Source organism: Brevundimonas vesicularis, assembly GCF_032067225.1.
Taxonomy (GTDB): domain Bacteria; phylum Pseudomonadota; class Alphaproteobacteria; order Caulobacterales; family Caulobacteraceae; genus Brevundimonas; species Brevundimonas vesicularis_F.
This window is the reverse complement of the sequence record NZ_DAMBJX010000003.1, coordinates 22,111-39,462: the sequence shown is the minus strand read 5'-3', so window position 1 is coordinate 39,462 and position 17,352 is coordinate 22,111. Positions and strand designations below refer to the sequence as shown.

Here is a 17,352-nt window from a genome sequence, read left to right as displayed (position 1 = left end):
CCGGAACCTCCGGCGGGCGTTTTCGATTGCGTCATCGCAAACGGAGATCGAGCGATGCGGATGATGATGACGGGGGCTGCTTTCGCGGCCCTGATGCTGGCGGCCTGTAACCCTCAGGCGAACGGGCAGAAGCCCGGCGAACCCGCGCCGCCCAACCCCACCCAGACCGTCGCGGCCCCGGCCGAGAAGCCCGTCTATCGCTTCAAGATCGGCGCACTGGACGCCATCGCCCTGTTCGACGGCGAGAACCCGGTCAAGAACGACAACCAGACCTTCGGCGTCGGCCTGACGCCGCAGGCGGTCGCCGCGCCGCTCACCGCCGCCGGACAGCCGGCTGATCCGATCATGCTGGAGATCCATCCGCTTCTGGTCCGGAACGGCGCCCGCACGATGCTGTTCGACACGGGCCTGGGCGAGGGCAAGGGCCAGCTGATGGACAGCCTGCAAAAGGCGGGCGTCGATCCGGCGTCGATCACCGATGTGCTGATCTCGCACGGCCACCCGGACCATGTCGGCGGCCTGATCCGCAATGGCGGCCTGGCCTTCCCCAATGCGGCGATCCGTATGTCACAGGCGGAATGGACGTCCATCCGCGCCAATCCTGAGCTTGCCGATCTGGTGCGGATCATCACCCCCAAGGTCCAAGCCTTCGAGCCGGGCGGCGAGGTCGCGCCGGGCGTCCAGTCTCAGGACACGGCCGGTCATACGCCGGGGCACGTCGCCTATCTGATCGCCGACGGCCAGAACCAACTGCTGTACACCGGCGACCTGATGCACCACTGGATTCTGTCGGTGGAACATCCGGACTGGAAGGTCGGCTATGACAACGATCAGGCGGCAGGCCTGAAGGCGCGGCTGGACGAGGTGACGGCGCTGCGCAACTCCGGCGCCCATATCTACGCCTATCACTTCCCATTCCCGGGCCTGGGCAAGGTGGCGACCCGCGAAGGCCGCGCCATGTTCATCTCAGAAGCGCAGTCTGCGAAGGACTAGATGCGAAGGTCCACGCCGTGCCGGGTGCGCGCGTTCATGCGCTCGGCATGGTGCTGGCGGACCATGCGGCGCTGGCGCAGCATCTCATGGATGCCGTCGGCGAGATCCAGTAGTTGGTTGTCGCTCAAAGGCTCGACCAGATCGACCAGCTGCGTCTTCAGCGTCTGCATGGCCTCGTCGGACAGGCCGGTCTGAAAGCTGTTGGGTTCGGGCTGCATTCCACTCCTCCTTGTCCTCATGCGTGGTTTGGTTGCATCGAAGGAAGGGTGGGGCGACGGGATCGTTCCATGCCATCGTGCTTAACAGCCCGCCGTGCTTGACTCCGGCGCCCTCGCTGGCCATAAGCGCCGCCTTCCATGGGTCCGCTTCGGCGGAGCCGGGATGAATGACGGAAGATGCGTGGACCGCCGTTGAGATCGCATTCCCAATCCAGGGGATGCCGGGCCGTATCGTCGAAAAGAGAATAGAATGTCCAAGCGCCACAGCGCCAAGTACAAGATCGACCGGGCCATGGGTGAGAACCTGTGGGGCCGCTCCAAGTCGCCGGTCAACAAGCGTTCTTACGGTCCCGGCCAGCACGGCCAGCGTCGCAAGTCCAAGGTTTCGGACTTCGGTCTGCAACTGAAGGCCAAGCAGAAGCTGAAGGGCTACTACGGCAACATCACCGAAAAGCAGTTCGCCAAGACCTATGATGAGGCCGCCCGTCGCAAGGGCAACACTTCGGAAAACCTGATCGGTCTGCTGGAATCGCGCCTGGACGCCATCGTCTACCGCGCCAAGTTCGTCCCGACCGTCTGGGCCGCCCGTCAGTTCGTCAGCCACGGCCACGTCCTGGTCAACGGCAAGAAGGTCGACATCGCCTCCTACCGCGTGAAGCCGGAAGACGTCGTCACCGTGAAGGAAAAGTCGCGCAACATGGCTCTGGTGCTCGAAGCCCAGCAGTCGTCGGAACGCGACGTGCCGGATTACCTGGAACTGTCGGACCGCTCGTTCTCGGTTCGCTACGTCCGCGTGCCGGAACTGTCGGACGTGCCGTACGCCGTGAAGATGGAACCGAACCTGGTCGTCGAATACTACGCTTCGTAAGCGGAGTTTTCTTCAGAGCGGCTATCGGCCTTCGGCCTACTTGAGCCGCTTCTGGATTTGAGTTTGGAGGGCCTCGGATTCGTCCGGGGCCTTTCGTTTTTTATCCTGTTCCCTCCAAGGGCGAACAGGCGCATTCTCGGCCAGTTCAGGCTTTGAGGCAGGGGAGGTCGTCGATTGCGCGACTCCATCATGAAACGCTTGGCTTTGATCGCCGCCGCATCGGCGGGCCTGGCCGCCTGCGCCAGCCGCGGCGAGCCCACCGTCTCCACCGCGGGCATGCCCGGCGCGCTGGAGCCGATCCACGCCGCCGCCTTCACCAAGGACCAGGCCGTCTTCTGGGTCAGTTCGAACGGCTGCACGGCCAAGGAAGACCTGATCCCGATCGTCAGCCTGCAGGGCGGCAGCGCCGTCATCACCCTGCGCCGCATCGACGAGGACAAGTGCAAGCAGGACCTGGTCCAGGGCGTCGAGCTGAAGTGGTCGTTCGAGGAGCTGGGCCTGACGCCCGGCTCGCCCGTCAGCGTCAACAACCCCTATCAGATGCCCCGCTCCTGAAAACGGCCGTAGCGTTTCGTTAAGCCTGTTCGAGCGCGTCTGATTAAGCAACGTCCGTTACGACGACAGACCGTCCCCCCAAGGTCTGTAGCTTCATGCGCTTCTTCACCTGCCTGACCGACGACCATAATCTCTGGCTCGTCGCGTTGGCCGCCGGCCTGTGCCTGATCGGTTCGATCATCACCTTCCGCCTGTATCGCCGCCTGCGCGCCGCCGAAAAGGGCACGCGTCTGGCCTGGGCCTTCATGGGCGCGGTGGCGACCGGGGCGACGATCTGGTGCACCCACTTCGTGGCGATGATCGCCTATGAGCCCGGCGTCACCATCACCTATGGCCCCGTGCTGACCGGCCTGTCCCTGGGCGTCGCCATCGCCGGCAGCGCGCTGGCGCTTTGGGTGGCCTCGCGCCGGATGCCGGCCTCGGCCGAGATCGGCGGCGTGCTGTTCGGCCTGACCGTGGTGGCCATGCACTACACCGGCATGGCGGCCTTTGCGACCGACGCCGTCATCTACTGGTCGGCCGCCTATGTCGCCGCTTCAGTGGCGGGGGCGGTCGTCCTGGGCGCCCTGGCGTTCAATCGCGCCCGACAGTCCGGCAAGGTCGTCCCGGTCGTGCTGATGGTCCTGGGCATCGTGGCCCTGCACTTCACCGGCATGGCCGCCATGACGATCGTGCCGGTCGGCGCGCTGGTCGATATGGGCGCTGTCGGATCGACCAATTTGGTCCTGGCCTTCGCCGTTTCCGCCGTCGGATTGATGATGCTGGGCACCGGCGTCGCCAGCCACGCCCTGGACGTCCAAGCCCGTCTGCAGGCCAAGGCGCGCCTGGATCACCTGATCGAGGGCAGCGTCGATGGCATGGTGGTCGAACAGGACGGCGTCATTCTGGCCGCCAACGCCGCCTTCGCCGATCTAGCGGGCGTTCCCCACCACGCCCTGATCGGCGAACCGCTGTCGCGCTGGATCGCCGGCGTCGCCGATCTGGCGGTCAACGGCCTGAGCCAGTCCAAACTTGTCGCCGAAGGCGGGGCGGACATCCCCGTCGAGATCGCCGTGCGCCGCGACTGCGGTATGGATCACGTCATGATCTACGCCGTGCGCGATCTGCGCATGCGTCAGGCGCAGGAGCGTCGCATCGCCCATCTGGCGCGCAACGACGGCCTGACCGGCCTGCCCAACCGTTCGTCCTTCCTGGAATGGCTGACCCGCCAGACCGCCGACCTGACCGTTCCGAACAAGGTGGCCCTGCTGGCCATGGACCTGGACCGGTTCAAGGAGGTCAACGACGTTCACGGCCATGCCGCCGGCGACCAGCTTCTGATCCAGATCGCCGAACGGATGCGCGCCTGCCTGCGCCACGACGAGTTTATCGCCCGCCTGGGCGGGGACGAGTTCGTCGCCGTCGTGCCGATCCGGCAAAAGGACGACGCCCTGGATCTGGTCGCGCGTCTGCGCGATGCTGTCACCGCCCCGGTCGTGCTGGACCATGCCGAGGTCGCCTGCGGCCTCAGCACCGGCATCGCGATCTGGCCCGACGACGCCCACGACCCGTCGGCCCTGATCAATGACGCAGACCTCGCGATGTACCGCGCCAAGGCCTCGCTGGGGACCGACGTCTGCTTCTATGAGGAGGAAATGGACGAGGCGGTGCGCAATCGCCGCCGCATGGCCCAGCAGATGCGCGAGGCGCTGGATCAGGGCCAGTTCAGCCTGAACTGGCAGCTGCAGGCCGCCGTCGATACCGGCGACATCACGGGTTACGAGGTGCTGCTGCGCTGGATCCAGCCGGACGGGACGTTTATCTCGCCAGCCGACTTCATTCCTCTGGCTGAAGAGAACGGTCTGATCCTGCCGATCGGCGAATGGGTGCTGCGCACCGCCTGCGCCGAGGCCGCCAGCTGGACCGAACCGCACAAGATCGCCGTCAACCTGTCGCCGGTGCAGCTAGGCCACGTCGACCTGCCGCGCCTGGTGCATCAGGTCTTGGTGGAGACCGGCCTGGCGCCGTCGCGGCTTGAGCTGGAGATCACCGAGACGGCCATGATCACCGACATGGAGCGCACGACCCACGTCCTGCGTCAGTTGAAGCTGCTGGGCGTCTCCATCGCCATGGACGACTTCGGCACCGGCTATTCATCGCTGTCGACCCTGCGCGCCTTCCCGTTCGACAAGATCAAGCTGGATCGCTCCTTCATGTCCGAACTGGACGGCGGACCTCAATCGGCCGCCATCATTCGCGCCGTCCTGGCCCTGGGCGAGAGCCTGCATATCCCCGTCCTGGCCGAGGGCGTCGAGACGCTGGAGCAGCTGGCCTTCCTGCGCGACCAGGGCTGCGACGAGGTCCAGGGCTATCTGCTCGGCCGCCCGCAAAAGACGGCCGATGCAGAGGTTCAAGCCGCTGCACGCGTTCTATGGGCCGTCGATCCGTCGATGGAAAAGGCCGCCTGATCAGGCCTTAAACGTCGGCCTTGCCGTATGCCGGCCAAACGCCCTTGCCGGCGCCGCGATACTGGACCGGCAGGCCTTCGTCCTCGCCCAGGGCTACGGCTGCATGGTGCGCCCAGTGCGGGTCGTCCAGCGCCGCGCGTGCAATGGCTATGAAGTCCGCCTGACCGGACGCTACGATGTCCTCGGCCTGCTGCGGATCGAAGATCATGCCGACGGCCATCACATTGGCCTGAGGCGTCGCCGCCTTCACGGCCTGGGCGAACCGCAGTTGATAGCCCGGCTCGCCGCCCGGAATCTTCGCCTGCGCAACGTTCCCGCCCGACGTCAGGTGCAGATAGTCATAGCCTATGTCGTGCAGCGCCTGACCAAGGGCCGTCACCTCGTCCAGGGCGATGCCGCCCTCGACCCAGTCCGAGCCGTTGAAGCGTACGCCAAGCGCCTTGGTCCGGGGCCAGGCGTCGCGCAGGGCCTGGGCGACCCGCAGCGGGAAGCGCGCCCGGTTCTCATACGATCCGCCGTAATCGTCGGTGCGGTGGTTGGACAGGGGCGATAGGAACTGGGTCAGCAGATAGCCGTGGGCGGCGTGCAGTTCGACCAGATCGAACCCGGCCCGGTCCGCCCGCCGCGCCGCGTCCTCGAAGGCGGCGACCACGCGGTCCATGTCGGCCGGGGTCATGGCGGTCGGCGTGTGCCAGTCATCCTTGAACGGTTCGGCCGAGGCGCTGAAGGTTTCCCACGCGCCGTCTTCGGCCTTCAGGGCGCCGCCGCTCTTCCACGGCGCGCTGGTCGAGGCCTTGCGTCCGGCGTGGGCCAGCTGGACGCCGATCGGCGTGTCGCTGTAGGTGCGGATGTCGCGGATGATCCGGGCGAAGGCCTCTTCCTGCGCGTCGTTCCACAGGCCGGTGTCGTCCGGCGTGATCCGTCCTGCCGCCTCGACCCCCGTCGCCTCGACGATGACCAGTCCCGCGCCGGAGATCGCCAGTCGTCCCAGATGCTGCACGTGCCAGGGCTGGGGCACGCCGTCGATGGCCGAATACTGGCACATCGGCGCGATGGCGACGCGGTTCTTCAGCGTCAGGGGGCCGACGGCGCGGGGCGAGAACAGCTGGCTCATGAAAGGCGATCCGTGGGGCAGGAGAGGGGGGACTGTAGCTATGGCGGTTGCGGTCACGTTCAACCCCGATCCTTTCCGATTGTTCACCCAGCTTTCCGATTATTCACGTGTGCGCGCCCGGCCCACGCGGCACAAAAGGGTCAAGCTTCAACTGGGGAACACACCAATGCTTCGTCTCGCTCTCGCCGTCGCCATCGCCGCCCCGCTGCTGTCGGGCTGTATCATCGTCTCGACTGAAAAGCCGACCACGCGCGTCATCACCGCGCCGGCCTCGGGTCAGTGATGCGCAGCCTGGTCAAGGGCCCGATGATCAAGGGCCAGATGATCAAGGGCCAGATGATCAAGGGTCTGGCGGTCGCGGCCCTGGTCGTGCCGCTGCTGTCGGCCTGCGTCATCTATGACAGCGACGCGGGCGAAAACGTCTCGGTGAACCTGCGCCGCGACGACGCCCCGCCGGCCGAGGCCATCCGCGAAGCCCGGTTCGCCGACGGCGCCCTGGTCGCGCGCGTCGATTCGAACGGCTGCACCCAGGCGTCGGATTTCGAAGTGTCGGTGTCGGACGGCTCGCCGGCCGAGATCACGCTTCGCCGCACCAAGCAGGACCTGTGCAAGGCCCTGGTCCCGGACGGCGTCGAGCTGCGCTGGACCTATGCCGACCTGGGCTTGGAGCCCGGCACGCCGGCCCGCATCCTCAATGCGCTGAAGTAGGCGTCTCGAACACGACCAGCATGTCTGGCGGAATGCGCTGCGGTCTCAGGGTCGCAGCGTCCACCAGCACCCATTCGGTGACGCCCTGGGCGCAGACGCGGCCTTGGGCGTCCTCGATGCGGACATAGCGGGTGAAGCGCGGTCCTTGCGGATCGCCGACCCAGGTGCGAGCGACTACGCCCTCTGCGCCCGGCTCGATGCCGCGCAGATAATCGATCTCATGCCGGGTCGCGACCCACGACCATTTCGCCCGCGTCGCCTCGTCGAAGCGCGCATTCCAGTGGGCCGTGCCCGCATCCTGCAGCCAGCCGACATAGACGACGTTGTTGACGTGGCCGTTGGCGTCGATGTGCTCGGGCCGCACGTCCAGCGGCACGACAAAGACCTCGCGGTCCTCGCGCGGCGTGAGGGTCTTCCTGGCCATCAGGCCTCGCCGAGCGGCACGCCCTTCTCGACCATCAGGGCCTGAAGTTCGCCCGCCTGGAACATCTCGCGGATAATGTCCGATCCGCCCACGAACTCGCCCTTCACATAGAGCTGCGGAATGGTGGGCCAGTCGGTGAAGCTCTTGATGCCTTCGCGCAGGGCTTCGTCCTGCAGCACGTCCACGCCCACGAAGCCGGCGCCGACATGGTCCAGGATCTGCACCGCGAGGGACGAGAAGCCGCAGCGCGGCTGGTCCGGCGTGCCCTTCATGAACAAAACCACGTCGTTCTGGGCGACGGTTTCGCCGATGAAGGCGTGGACGGGATCGGCGGCTTGGGCGGTGTCGGTCACGGATACGGGCCTTTCGTGAAGCCCGTCAGCTAGGGAGCCAAACGGGCGCGGTCAAGGCGTCCGCGACGTTCTGCACAGCCGGGAAGTACGGTCAGGCCGCCTGATTGGCCACGACGCGCGCCATCTCGATCTGCGCAGCCAAGCCCGGCGGCATGTCCCGCTCGGGCGCGGCGGCCAATGTCGCCAACCGATCGGTGTCGGTCGGATTGACGATCACGCTGGATACCGACGGGTCGGTCAGCACGTAGGACAGGCAGATCGCCTCGGCCGTCCAGTTTTGGGTGCGGTACAAGAAGCCGAAGGCGTCCTTCTTGGGCGTATCGACGGGACGCTTGTCCTTGCCGAAGCCGAACAGACCCTTTTTGAAGATCGGCGCATCGGGCGCCCGCGCGCGCCGGTCGGCGTAGAAGTCATAGGCGAAGACCGCCATGTCCTGCTCGCGCGCCGAGCGGATGCGGTTTCGGATCTTCCAGTCGGCGTTGATGTCGAATGGCGTCAGCAGGGCGTCGAACGCCCCTGTCGACACATAGGCGTCCATCACGTCGCCGCCGCCGGCGATGCCCAAAAGCTTGATCCGTCCGGTGGCGCGCATGGCCTTCAGCGCGCTGAGAGACGATTGCGCCAGTTCGGTCTCGCCCGGCTCGTGCAGCACTGCCACGTCGATCCAGCCCAGCCCCGAGAAGTGCAGCACCCGGTCGATGGCCGCCGTCATGCCTTGTGCCGAGAAGTCGCGCTGCTGGTCGCGGCCGTCGCCGGCGCCCAGGGTCAGGCTGACATAGACCAGCTTGCGGTCGACGTGCGACAAGGCCTCGCCCAGCACCTCGGCCGCCACCGGGTCGGCGGTCTCCAGCCGATAGCTGTTCACCCCGGCTTCGAGCGCCGAATACAGCAGGTCCAGCCCGGCCTCGCGCCCGCGCTTCAGCACGTCGGCGCCGAAGCTGAGCGTCAGGTTGGAGATGGCGGCGCCGGAGACGCCGAAAGGGCGATAGCGCATGGCCGTCAGCCCTCCTTGACCGGCGCGGAGGTCTCAAGCGCCAGGGCGTGCAGTTCGCCGCCCATCTGACCCTTCAGCGCGGCATAGACCATCTGGTGCTGGCGCACGCGCGGCAGGCCGGCGAAGGCGCTCGACACGATCCGCGCGCGATAGTGGTCGCCGTCGCCCGCCAGATCCTCGATCTCGATCTCGGCGTCGGCGAAGGCTTCGACCAGATGCTGGCGCAGCGTTTCCACGGACATGGGCATGGCGGGCACTCACACTTCGTTGGACGCTAGTTTGCCCGATAATCCTTAATGCCGACCTACGCTCCGTAGCGCTGCCGTTCGAACAACTGCACCGCGTGATCCTTGTAGGTCGCGCGCGCATAGGGACGATAACCGACCCGCGCCGCCAGCTTCAGCGAGGCCAGGTTCTCTGGCGAGATCATGCAGACGGTTCGTCCCTCCAGCCTCCGGTCGGTCCAGGCCAGCGCCGCCGTCAGGGCCTCGGCCGCATAGCCCCGCCCCTGAAACCTCGGCGCCACGCCCCAGCCCAGCTCCGGCGCGTCGAACGGCGGCTCCATCTCGCGGCGATAGTCGAACACCCCGACGCTGCCCAGATAGGCGCCGCCGTCCCGCAGCCGGATCGTCCAGTTGCCATGGCCCATCGCCGCCCAGTGGCCGAGATCGCGCAGCAGCCGGAACCAGACCTCTTCGCGCCCCAGCGCCCGGCCCATGATGTGGCGCGTGAAATTCTCATCGCACCAAAGGGTCAGCAGATCGTCGAAATCGTCGGTCGAGACGGGGCTCATCACCAGTCGCTCGGTTGTCAGAATCCTGTCGGTCACATCAGGCCCAGTTGCTTGAAGCTGGCCACCCCGTCGCGGCCGACGACCAGATGGTCATGAACCTCGACGTTAAGGGCGCGGCCGGCCTGCACAACCTGTTTCGTAATCTCGATGTCGGCGCGGCTGGGGGTGGGATCGCCCGAGGGATGGTTGTGCACCAGGATCAGCGCGCTGGCCGACAGCTCCAGCGCGCGCCGCACGACCTCGCGCGGATAGACCGGCGCATGATCGACCGTGCCGCGGTTCTGCACCTCGTCCAAGATCAGCTGGTTCTTCTTGTCCAGATACAAGACGCGAAACTGTTCGCGCGGCTCGTGCTGCATGGCGACGCGGACATAGGCCAGGAGCGCTGTCCAGGACGAGATCACCGGCCGCTTGGCCGTCGGCTCCTTCGCGATCCGCCGAGTCACGTCGAAGATCAACTGAAGGTCGAGCGCCACCGCCCGCGTCGCCTTGCCGACGGCGTATCCCATCGACCGCGCCACCTGATCCTCGATCGCCTCATGGCTGGCCGCCCCGATGCCTTCCAGGCCTCCGAATCGCGCTACCAGATCCTTGGCCAGCGGCTTGGTGTCCTTGTAGGGCACGCTGCGGAACAACAGCAGCTCCAGCAACTCATAGTCGGGCAGGGCGCCCAAACCGCCCTTCGCCGCCCGCTCACGCAGCCGGTCGCGATGACCGCTGTGCCGAGGCTTGGGCTTGTCGCCGACTTCGGACGCCTTGTCGTCGAGCATGATCCCTCCCGCTCAACGCAACCTGTGCGTATTGCGACTGGGGATCAAGGGTTCAGTTCGGTCGGAACAGCCCCGCCGGCGAGGCCGTGAAGATTTCCAGTCCGTCTTCCGTCACCCCGATGGTGTGCTCGCACTGGGCCGACAGGGACTTGTCGCGCGTCACGGCGGTCCACCCGTCGGACAGCACCTTCACGTGCGGCTTGCCCAGGTTCACCATCGGCTCGACGGTGAAGAACATGCCGGGTTTCAGCACCGCGCCCTCGCCGCGACGGCCGTAGTGAAGGACGTTGGGGCTGTCGTGGAAGACGCGGCCGATGCCGTGGCCGCAGAAGTCGCGCACCACGCTCATGCGCTGAGCCTCGACGAACTTCTGGATCGCATAGCCGATGTCGCCGAACGTATTGCCCGGCTTGACCTGCTCCAGGCCCAGATCCAGCGACTGATAGGTCACGTCGATCAGCTTCTTGGCCCGCGCATTGATCTCGCCCACCGCATACATGCGGCTGGAATCGCCGTGCCAGCCGTCCACGATCACGGTGTGGTCGATGTTGACGATGTCGCCGTCCTTCAGCACCCGGTCGCCGGGAATGCCGTGGCAGACGACGTGGTTGATCGAGGTGCAGACGGTCTTCTCGTAGCCCTTGTAGCCCAGGCAGGCGGGCAGGCCGCCGTTGTCCAGGGTGAACTCGCGCACCAGATCGTCGATCGTGCTGGTCAGGACGCCCGGCTTCACATGCGCCGCGATCATGTCCAGCGCCTCGGCGACCAGACGGCCGGCCTTGCGCATGCCCTCGAAGTCTTCCGCCTCATGGATGCGGATGGCGCTGGAGCGGACCAGGACGTCGGTTTCGAGTTCGGGCGTTTCGTACATGGGGTGATCGGTCTGCAAAAGGCGGGATACGGCGCAATCCGTTCGCCGCAGATGGGCGTTATAGCATGAAACCTCAAGCCTGCCCCCGGATTCCCGCATGACCGACGCTGACACCGACCGCTCTGGCCCGACCGCCGCCGTCCTGGTCATCGGCGACGAAATCCTCTCGGGCCGGACCCAGGACACCAACACCAATACCATCGCCCGGTTTCTGGCGGCGTTGGGGATCGACCTGATGGAGGCGCGGGTCGTCAGCGACGATCACGGCCGGATCGTCGAGGCGTTGGACGCCCTCCGCTCACGCTGGGACTATGTCTTCACCACCGGCGGCATCGGTCCGACCCATGACGACATCACCGCCGACGCCGTGGCGGCCGCCTTCGGCGTGGCCCTGCCCGAACATCCCGACGCGCTGGCCATCCTGTTGCGCCGCTATGGCGATGAGTTCAACGCCGCGCGCCGTCGCATGGCGCGCATCCCCGAAGGCGGCGTTCTGATCGCCAATCCGGTCACCGATGCGCCCGGCTTCCAGATCGGCAATGTCTTCGTCATGGCCGGCGTGCCCAAGATCATGCAGGCGATGCTGGAGGATGTGGCCCCGCGCCTGCGCACCGGCGCCATCGTTCATGCCCAGACCTTGAAGGTCACCGCCGTGGGCGAGGGGGCTGTGGCGGATGTGTTACGCGCAGCAGCCAACCAGCGCCGCGACATGTCCTTCGGCAGCTACCCCTTCGGCCATGGCAGCGTCGGCGAGATCGGAACCCATCTGGTTATTCGTGGCCGCAACGCCGATCAGATCCATGCGGCGGCGCATGATTTGATCGCAGAACTGCGTAATCTGGGCATCGATGTTGCCGCTGCGTAACCTCGCAAAGCCGTGATCGTGTGCGGCTCAGGCGCCACGGTTTCGCCTGTTTCCGGTCCGATGGGGGCCTTGCCCGCAACGCTTTCGCGCCGCGAACGCTGAGAGGGCTCCTCCCCTGATCGACCGCGCGTAATGCGGCCGGCGCTTACTTAGGTGTATGAAATGACCTCCAGGAACTTCGCCCGCGTGGGCGGGATCGCCCTGACGACCGCCCTGCTGGCCGGCGTCGCCGCCCCGGCCATGGCCGGCTCCTTCTATGTCCAGGAACAATCGACCCGCGGCCAGGGTCGCGCCAATGCCGGCGTCGGCGCCGACAAGGGCGTCCAGTCGCTGTGGTGGAACCCCGCCGCCATCGCCGGAACCCAGCGCGAAGTCTATGTCGGCATGCACGGCCTGATCCTGGACTCCGACGTCGACAACCGCGGCTCCACGCTCAGCTACAACCTGCCTGCCCCGACGCCGCCGTTCCCGGCCGGCACCATCCTCAGCGGCTCAACCGTTGTGGCTGGCGACCCGCATGTCCACGACGTCGTCGAAAGCGGCATCGTGCCGAACTTCGCCGTCTCCATGCCGATCGGCGACCGCTTCAACGTCGGCCTGGCCGTTCAGGCGCCCTACAACTTCACCACCAAATACGAACAGCCCGACTTCGCCCGCTACGACGCCCTGACGTCGGAACTGCGTTCGGCCAACGTCAGCCTGGTCGCCGCCATGACGGTCGCCGACTGGCTGGACATCGGCGCCGGCTTCGACGCCCAGTACGCCAAGGCGACCCTGTCGTCGGCGCTGCCGAACCTGCCGACCGTTGCTGGCGTTGCTCCGCTGGTGCTGATCCCCTCGGCCACCGACGGCCGCAACCAGCTGGAAGGCGACGGCTGGGATTACGGATGGAACGCCGGCGCCCAGATGCACTTCGGCAAGCTGGACCTCGGTCTGTCGTACCGCTCCAAGATCGAGCACGAACTGGAAGGCTCGGTGAACATCTCCGGCCTGACTGGCGCATTGGCTGCGGCAAACGTTTCGGCCGACGGCCAGGCCAGCTTCAACACGCCCTGGTACGCCACCGTCTCGGCCCGCTACGCCGTCAACGATCGCCTCACGCTGAACGCCCAGGTCAACCAGATCGGCTGGAGCGAGTTCGACGCTATCCGCGTGACCTATGGCGCGAACGGCCGTTCGACCATCGTTCAGGACTATGACGACGTCACCACCGGCGCGATCGGCTTCGACTACAAGATCGATCCCTCGATGACCTTCCGCGCCGGCCTGGGCTACGACCCGACCCCGACCTCGGACGATCACCGCACCGCCCGTATTCCGGACGGCGACCGCTGGCTCTACGCCGCCGGTCTGTCCAAGACGATCGGTTCGATGACCTTCGACGGCGCCGTGACCTACATCGACATCGACACCGCGACGATCAACGACACGCGCGACGTCTATGGCAACGGGCTTGTCGTCTCGAACCTGCGCGGCGAAGCGCAAGGCTCGGGCGTCGGCTTCTCGCTGGGCGCGACCTGGAACTTCTGAGTTCCGCTCAGCCCCGGCTGACATGAGAACGGCGGCTCCTTCGCAGGAGCCGCCGTTTTTTATCGCCTCAACATGAAGGCGGCGGGGAGCAAACGCTCCCCGATCCTCAGGCTCAGCCCTTGGCGGCGCCGCCGTAGCCCTTGCCGCCGTTCGACGGGCGGCGACGGGGGCGGCGCTTCATTTCGCCCTCGGCCGGTTTGACGTTGTCGTTGATCGACGGCACGCGCTCGCCGGCCAGGGGGTTGTAGGCGCGTTCGGGACGCGGGGCCGCCGGGGTTTCGCCCGGACGGTTGCGACGCTGGCGGTGCGGCTGGCCGCCGCCTTCCGGACGCACGCCCTCGCGGTGTGGCGCGCGACGGCCGCGACCGCCCCGTCCCTGGCCGCCTTCGTTGCGCTCGCCGCCCTCGCGTTCCGGCATCGTCGCCTTCTTGCCGACGCCGGTGGCCATGATGGTGGCGTCCAGCTGACCCAGGGCCTTGTCGTTACGACGGTCGATGGCCGGGATCTTCTGGCGCGTGACCTTCTCGATGTCGCGCAGCAGCTTCATCTCGTCGCCGGCGACGAAGCTGACGGCGGTGCCGTCCTTGCCCGCCCGCGCGGTGCGGCCGATGCGGTGGACATAGGATTCCGGCACGTGCGGCAGTTCGAAGTTCACGACGTGCGAGACGCCGTCCACGTCGATGCCGCGCGCGGCGATGTCGGTGGCGACCAGGACGCGCAGCTTGCCGGCCTTGAAGGCGGCCAGGGTGCGTTCACGCTGGGGCTGGCTCTTGTTGCCGTGGATGGCCCCGGCCTCGACGCCGCCGGCCTCCAGATAGGCCGCGACCTTGTCGGCGCCGTGCTTGGTCTTGGTGAAGACCAGGCAGCGCGTGTATTCGGGATCCGAGAACATCTCGGTCAGCAGGGCGCGCTTGCGGCCCTGTTCGATATAGACGACCGACTGGCTGATGCGCTGGACCGTGGTCGACTGCGGCGTGACCTGGACCTTGACCGGGTCCTTCAGAAGTTCGCCCGCCAGCTTGCCGATCTCGGACGGCATGGTCGCCGAGAAGAACAGGTTCTGGCGCTTGGCCGGGATCTTGGAGACGATCTGGCGGATCGGCTTGATGAAGCCCAGGTCCAGCATCTGGTCGGCCTCGTCCAGCACGAAGATCTCGGTCGAGGACAGGTCCAGGTTCTTCTGCTGGATGTGGTCCAGCAGACGGCCCGGCGCGGCGACCAGGATGTCCAGACCCTGTTGCAGGGCCCGCTCCTGACCGCCGTATTTCACGCCGCCGAAGATTACCGCGACCCGGAAGCCCAGGTGGGCGCCATAGGCCTTGAAGCTGTCGCCGATCTGGGTGGCCAATTCACGCGTGGGGCTCAGGACCAGCACGCGCGTCGTGCGGGGCTTGGGGGCGATGCGGTTTTCGGCCAGGCGATGCAGGATCGGCAGGGCGAAGGCGGCGGTCTTGCCGGTGCCGGTCTGGGCGATGCCCAGCAGGTCCTTGCCGGCCATGACGTCGGGGATGGCCTTTTCCTGGATCGGGGTCGGCTTGGTATAGCCGGTCGAGGCCAGGGCCTGCAGCAGGGCCTTGTTCAGGCCCATGGATTCGAATGTGGTGCTCACGGCAGTCTATCTTTCGCGTAGCGGCAGGGCGCTATCAGCCATGGCATGACGCCGTCGGGCCGCGCACCGCCAGTCCCGACGGGGCCTCGGGGAGGAGGCCTGCGGGGTGGATCGGGCGCCGCCCCGCGTGTCCGGGCAGCGAATGGATATGAGGGGCCGGCGGCTTCTACAGACAGGTCCGAGTGGGACCCACACGCGCTGGAGACGCCGGAGATCGCGAGTGTGCGACGCCGCGCAAATGGGCGCTTATCGCCGATAAGTCAACTGCGGCGCCCATCAGGGCGCGTATCGCGTCTCCGCCTCGGGCAGTCCTTCGGGAAGGCCGATGGCCGCGCGCCAGTCCTCGGCATGCAGCCGCGCCATCTCCAGATCCAGCCACGCCAGCGGCTTCAGCGCCCCGTCGTCGTCCCAGAACCGCTCGGCCCACGGCTGGCCCGTCTCGATCGCCCGCGCCCGGTCCCGCGCCGTCGCCTCGGCCCCCAGATGCGTCGCGCGCCAGTGATACAGCCACGGAATATGCCAGTGCGGCGCCTGGCTCAGCCGCTCGTCCGTCATCGCCGCCGCCAGACATTCCGCCAGCGCCCGCGCGTCCTCCAGCTGGGCGTTGAAGGCGTCGCGCCGCGCCTGGATATGCCGGTCCCAGCCCTCGGCCGGCTCGATCGGCGCCAGCGTCGGCTCGGGCCGTTTCCAGCCTTCCGCCTCGCGCCGCTTCCACAGGGCGTGCACCCCGACGTCATAGCGTGCGGCGACCGATCGCGCGGTCTCGCCGTCCTCCCACGCCTTCCTGACCTCGGCCCAGACGGCGTCCGGCCGGATCTTGCGATGTATGCCCTGGCTCATGGAACAGGGGTGTCGCACGCCCCTGCGTCATCATCGGTCGCACCCGCGCCTCATGCACAGCTGGCGCGTGACCCATGACATGTCGCGATGTGGAGAATCAAATCTCTAGCCTCGAAAATCGGCCTTCTTCCGGCCTGGGGTAGAGACCGCCCCATAATGCCCGCATGGAAAAACGCCTCTACAAGATCAAACCGCCCGAGGTCTGGACCCAGGTCCGAAAGGACTATCTGTCCGGCCTCGACGCCAAGACCGTCGCCGCCCGCCACGACGTGACCGAGGCCTCCATCCGCGCCCGCGCGACGAAGGAGGGCTGGTCCCGCCATCCGCGCAGCGAGGCCGCGACGCCTGCGCCCCAGCCTCTGTCGCCGGACGACGCGGCCGACCTGTCGCCCGACGACCCCAACGACCCCGCCGCCCTGGCCCGCGCCGCCGCCAAGGCCTCGGGCCGCGCCCTGCACGCCCAGGACTTCGCCCAGGCCCGCGCCCTGGCGGCCCTGGCCGAGACCTATCGCAAACTGGCCGACCGCGACGGCCCCGGCCGCGCCGCCCGCCTGACGGTGAAGACCGCGCCCCTGCAACTGGTCTTCGACATCCTGACCAATGAGGCCGAGGCCGAGCGCCGCTTCGCCATGAACACCAGCGACAAGAGCGACTGGGAACTGCGCGGCCAATACTGGCAGGCGAAGCAGAGGCTGGAGCGCGCCAACACCGAATGGGGCCACGCCCAACTGGCCCGCCGCGTCCAGCTGGACCGCCGCATCGCCGCGCTCGAGGACCAGCTCCGCGCCGCCGGCCTCGACCCCGTCATCGAACGCGAACAGGACCGCCGCATCTCCCAAGGCCTCGACCTCTTCTTGGGCCCCCTGCGGGGGAGAGTGACGATGGAGGAGTGGGAGAAGACGCTGGACGAGCTCTGACCACCAATCCTTCTCCCCTTGCGGGAGAAGGTGGCCGAGCGAAGCGAGGTCGGATGAGGGGTCGCGAAACCGCCAACCGACAGTCCTCTAATCCTCCACCAACCGCTCTCGCGTCGCCGCCACAATCGCCGCCAGCACCTTTTCCCGATGGTTCTCGATCATCTGATTGGGAAGCCGCAGAACCCGAAAACCCTGCTCGCGAAACCACGCATCCCGTTCGGCGTCCTCCACCCGATCCTCATGCTGCGGCCCGTCCGCCTCGACGATCAGCCGATGCCTCAGACAGACGAAGTCGGCGATATACCGCCCCATCACCACCTGCCGCCGAAACTTCAGCCCTTCCAGCCCCCGATCCCGCAAGATCGCCCACAACCGCCGCTCATACAGAACGGGCTCGCGACGCATCGCCTTGGCGCGAGAATGCAGCCAGTCATCCATGCTGAAGTTGTTCCGCGCATGCGCCCGGATTGCAATCCTGCCCCC

Annotated in this window: 20 protein-coding genes; 8 read left to right on the top strand and 12 right to left on the bottom strand. The window is 67.0% G+C overall.

Annotation, left to right across the window (positions count from 1 at the left end):
* Positions 1–54: 54 nt before the first annotated feature.
* A complete protein-coding gene (locus RT123_RS01315) occupies positions 55–993 on the top strand; it encodes an MBL fold metallo-hydrolase (RefSeq protein WP_313007187.1) in 939 nt (312 codons plus the stop codon).
* On the opposite strand, the gene RT123_RS01310 is transcribed toward RT123_RS01315, so the two are convergent.
* The gene (locus RT123_RS01310) at positions 990–1,211 is read right to left on the bottom strand and encodes a hypothetical protein (RefSeq protein WP_313007185.1); all 222 of its coding nucleotides are present in this window, start codon (positions 1,209–1,211) and stop codon (positions 990–992) included. The two genes, RT123_RS01315 and RT123_RS01310, sit on opposite strands and share 4 nt — an antisense overlap.
* 250 nt (positions 1,212–1,461) lie before the next feature.
* Between RT123_RS01310 and rpsD the strand changes: the two genes are divergently transcribed.
* The 3 genes from rpsD to RT123_RS01295 all read left to right on the top strand — a co-directional run bounded on the left by rpsD (position 1,462) and on the right by RT123_RS01295 (position 5,081).
* A complete protein-coding gene (gene rpsD, locus RT123_RS01305) occupies positions 1,462–2,079 on the top strand; it encodes a 30S ribosomal protein S4 (RefSeq protein WP_017504690.1) in 618 nt (205 codons plus the stop codon).
* A 189-nt stretch (positions 2,080–2,268) separates the two neighbouring features.
* On the top strand, positions 2,269–2,634 hold the full coding sequence (locus RT123_RS01300; protein ID WP_055753328.1) for a hypothetical protein: 366 nt from the start codon (positions 2,269–2,271) through the stop codon (positions 2,632–2,634).
* Between the two features lie 95 nt (positions 2,635–2,729).
* The gene (locus tag RT123_RS01295) at positions 2,730–5,081 is read left to right on the top strand and encodes an EAL domain-containing protein (protein ID WP_313007184.1); all 2,352 of its coding nucleotides are present in this window, start codon (positions 2,730–2,732) and stop codon (positions 5,079–5,081) included.
* Between the two features lie 7 nt (positions 5,082–5,088).
* Here the strand turns inward: RT123_RS01295 and RT123_RS01290 are convergent, their stop codons facing one another.
* Positions 5,089–6,195, bottom strand: coding sequence for an NADH:flavin oxidoreductase/NADH oxidase (locus RT123_RS01290; RefSeq protein WP_313007182.1), 1,107 nt, complete (start codon positions 6,193–6,195; stop codon positions 5,089–5,091).
* A 282-nt stretch (positions 6,196–6,477) separates the two neighbouring features.
* On the opposite strand from RT123_RS01290, the gene RT123_RS01285 reads away from it, so the two are divergent.
* Positions 6,478–6,903: a hypothetical protein gene (locus RT123_RS01285; RefSeq protein WP_165118113.1), complete on the top strand. Its 426-nt coding sequence runs from the start codon at positions 6,478–6,480 to the stop codon at positions 6,901–6,903.
* On the opposite strand, the gene RT123_RS01280 is transcribed toward RT123_RS01285, so the two are convergent.
* From RT123_RS01280 to map, 7 genes are all read right to left on the bottom strand, one after another.
* The gene (locus tag RT123_RS01280) at positions 6,887–7,327 is read right to left on the bottom strand and encodes an acyl-CoA thioesterase (protein ID WP_017504695.1); all 441 of its coding nucleotides are present in this window, start codon (positions 7,325–7,327) and stop codon (positions 6,887–6,889) included. The two genes, RT123_RS01285 and RT123_RS01280, sit on opposite strands and share 17 nt — an antisense overlap.
* Positions 7,327–7,680 carry a Grx4 family monothiol glutaredoxin gene (gene grxD / locus RT123_RS01275; RefSeq protein ID WP_017504696.1) on the bottom strand — a complete coding sequence of 118 codons (354 nt, stop codon included), beginning with the start codon at positions 7,678–7,680 and terminating at the stop codon, positions 7,327–7,329. Before grxD ends, RT123_RS01280 begins: the two co-directional genes overlap by 1 nt.
* A 91-nt stretch (positions 7,681–7,771) precedes the next feature.
* Complete coding sequence (locus RT123_RS01270) at positions 7,772–8,674, bottom strand: aldo/keto reductase (protein ID WP_055806130.1); 903 nt, start codon at positions 8,672–8,674, stop codon at positions 7,772–7,774.
* A 5-nt stretch (positions 8,675–8,679) separates the two neighbouring features.
* On the bottom strand, positions 8,680–8,922 hold the full coding sequence (locus tag RT123_RS01265) for a BolA/IbaG family iron-sulfur metabolism protein (RefSeq protein WP_055806947.1): 243 nt from the start codon (positions 8,920–8,922) through the stop codon (positions 8,680–8,682).
* A 56-nt stretch (positions 8,923–8,978) separates the two neighbouring features.
* Entirely contained in the window at positions 8,979–9,503 is a 525-nt protein-coding gene (locus tag RT123_RS01260) for a GNAT family N-acetyltransferase (RefSeq protein ID WP_313007180.1), read from the bottom strand.
* Positions 9,500–10,237, bottom strand: a complete 738-nt coding sequence (radC, locus tag RT123_RS01255) for a RadC family protein (protein WP_313007179.1) — start codon at positions 10,235–10,237, stop codon at positions 9,500–9,502. The genes RT123_RS01260 and radC overlap by 4 nt, the downstream gene beginning before the upstream one ends.
* 52 nt (positions 10,238–10,289) lie before the next feature.
* A complete protein-coding gene (map, locus tag RT123_RS01250) occupies positions 10,290–11,108 on the bottom strand; it encodes a type I methionyl aminopeptidase (RefSeq protein ID WP_017504701.1) in 819 nt (272 codons plus the stop codon).
* 97 nt (positions 11,109–11,205) lie between these two features.
* Here map and RT123_RS01245 point away from each other — a divergent pair, with 97 nt between their 5' ends.
* The gene (locus RT123_RS01245) at positions 11,206–11,973 is read left to right on the top strand and encodes a molybdopterin-binding protein (protein WP_313007178.1); all 768 of its coding nucleotides are present in this window, start codon (positions 11,206–11,208) and stop codon (positions 11,971–11,973) included.
* A 162-nt stretch (positions 11,974–12,135) separates the two neighbouring features.
* Positions 12,136–13,503 carry an OmpP1/FadL family transporter gene (locus tag RT123_RS01240; protein WP_313007176.1) on the top strand — a complete coding sequence of 456 codons (1,368 nt, stop codon included), beginning with the start codon at positions 12,136–12,138 and terminating at the stop codon, positions 13,501–13,503.
* Positions 13,504–13,615: 112 nt separating this feature from the next.
* On the opposite strand, the gene RT123_RS01235 is transcribed toward RT123_RS01240, so the two are convergent.
* On the bottom strand, positions 13,616–15,112 hold the full coding sequence (locus RT123_RS01235; RefSeq protein WP_409514882.1) for a DEAD/DEAH box helicase: 1,497 nt from the start codon (positions 15,110–15,112) through the stop codon (positions 13,616–13,618).
* Positions 15,113–15,388: 276 nt separating this feature from the next.
* On the bottom strand, positions 15,389–15,952 hold the full coding sequence (locus RT123_RS01230; protein ID WP_313007174.1) for a hypothetical protein: 564 nt from the start codon (positions 15,950–15,952) through the stop codon (positions 15,389–15,391).
* A gap of 164 nt (positions 15,953–16,116) precedes the next feature.
* On the opposite strand from RT123_RS01230, the gene RT123_RS01225 reads away from it, so the two are divergent.
* Positions 16,117–16,869 (top strand): hypothetical protein, encoded by a 753-nt coding sequence (locus RT123_RS01225; protein WP_313007173.1) that lies wholly within the window; start codon positions 16,117–16,119, stop codon positions 16,867–16,869.
* An 87-nt stretch (positions 16,870–16,956) separates the two neighbouring features.
* Here RT123_RS01225 and RT123_RS01220 read toward each other — a convergent pair whose 3' ends face one another.
* The gene (locus tag RT123_RS01220; RefSeq protein ID WP_313007171.1) at positions 16,957–17,307 is read right to left on the bottom strand and encodes an endonuclease domain-containing protein; all 351 of its coding nucleotides are present in this window, start codon (positions 17,305–17,307) and stop codon (positions 16,957–16,959) included.
* Positions 17,308–17,352 lie beyond the last annotated feature (45 nt).

Coding starts and splice junctions, on each gene's coding strand:
- RT123_RS01315 (WP_313007187.1), top strand. CDS start 55: ATGCGGATGATGATGACGGGGGCTGCTTTCGCGGCCCTGATGCTGGCG.
- RT123_RS01310 (WP_313007185.1), bottom strand. CDS start 1,211: ATGCAGCCCGAACCCAACAGCTTTCAGACCGGCCTGTCCGACGAGGCC.
- rpsD (WP_017504690.1), top strand. CDS start 1,462: ATGTCCAAGCGCCACAGCGCCAAGTACAAGATCGACCGGGCCATGGGT.
- RT123_RS01300 (WP_055753328.1), top strand. CDS start 2,269: ATGAAACGCTTGGCTTTGATCGCCGCCGCATCGGCGGGCCTGGCCGCC.
- RT123_RS01295 (WP_313007184.1), top strand. CDS start 2,730: ATGCGCTTCTTCACCTGCCTGACCGACGACCATAATCTCTGGCTCGTC.
- RT123_RS01290 (WP_313007182.1), bottom strand. CDS start 6,195: ATGAGCCAGCTGTTCTCGCCCCGCGCCGTCGGCCCCCTGACGCTGAAG.
- RT123_RS01285 (WP_165118113.1), top strand. CDS start 6,478: ATGCGCAGCCTGGTCAAGGGCCCGATGATCAAGGGCCAGATGATCAAG.
- RT123_RS01280 (WP_017504695.1), bottom strand. CDS start 7,327: ATGGCCAGGAAGACCCTCACGCCGCGCGAGGACCGCGAGGTCTTTGTC.
- RT123_RS01270 (WP_055806130.1), bottom strand. CDS start 8,674: ATGCGCTATCGCCCTTTCGGCGTCTCCGGCGCCGCCATCTCCAACCTG.
- RT123_RS01265 (WP_055806947.1), bottom strand. CDS start 8,922: ATGCCCATGTCCGTGGAAACGCTGCGCCAGCATCTGGTCGAAGCCTTC.
- radC (WP_313007179.1), bottom strand. CDS start 10,237: ATGCTCGACGACAAGGCGTCCGAAGTCGGCGACAAGCCCAAGCCTCGG.
- map (WP_017504701.1), bottom strand. CDS start 11,108: ATGTACGAAACGCCCGAACTCGAAACCGACGTCCTGGTCCGCTCCAGC.
- RT123_RS01245 (WP_313007178.1), top strand. CDS start 11,206: ATGACCGACGCTGACACCGACCGCTCTGGCCCGACCGCCGCCGTCCTG.
- RT123_RS01240 (WP_313007176.1), top strand. CDS start 12,136: ATGACCTCCAGGAACTTCGCCCGCGTGGGCGGGATCGCCCTGACGACC.
- RT123_RS01230 (WP_313007174.1), bottom strand. CDS start 15,952: ATGAGCCAGGGCATACATCGCAAGATCCGGCCGGACGCCGTCTGGGCC.
- RT123_RS01225 (WP_313007173.1), top strand. CDS start 16,117: ATGGAAAAACGCCTCTACAAGATCAAACCGCCCGAGGTCTGGACCCAG.
- RT123_RS01220 (WP_313007171.1), bottom strand. CDS start 17,307: ATGGATGACTGGCTGCATTCTCGCGCCAAGGCGATGCGTCGCGAGCCC.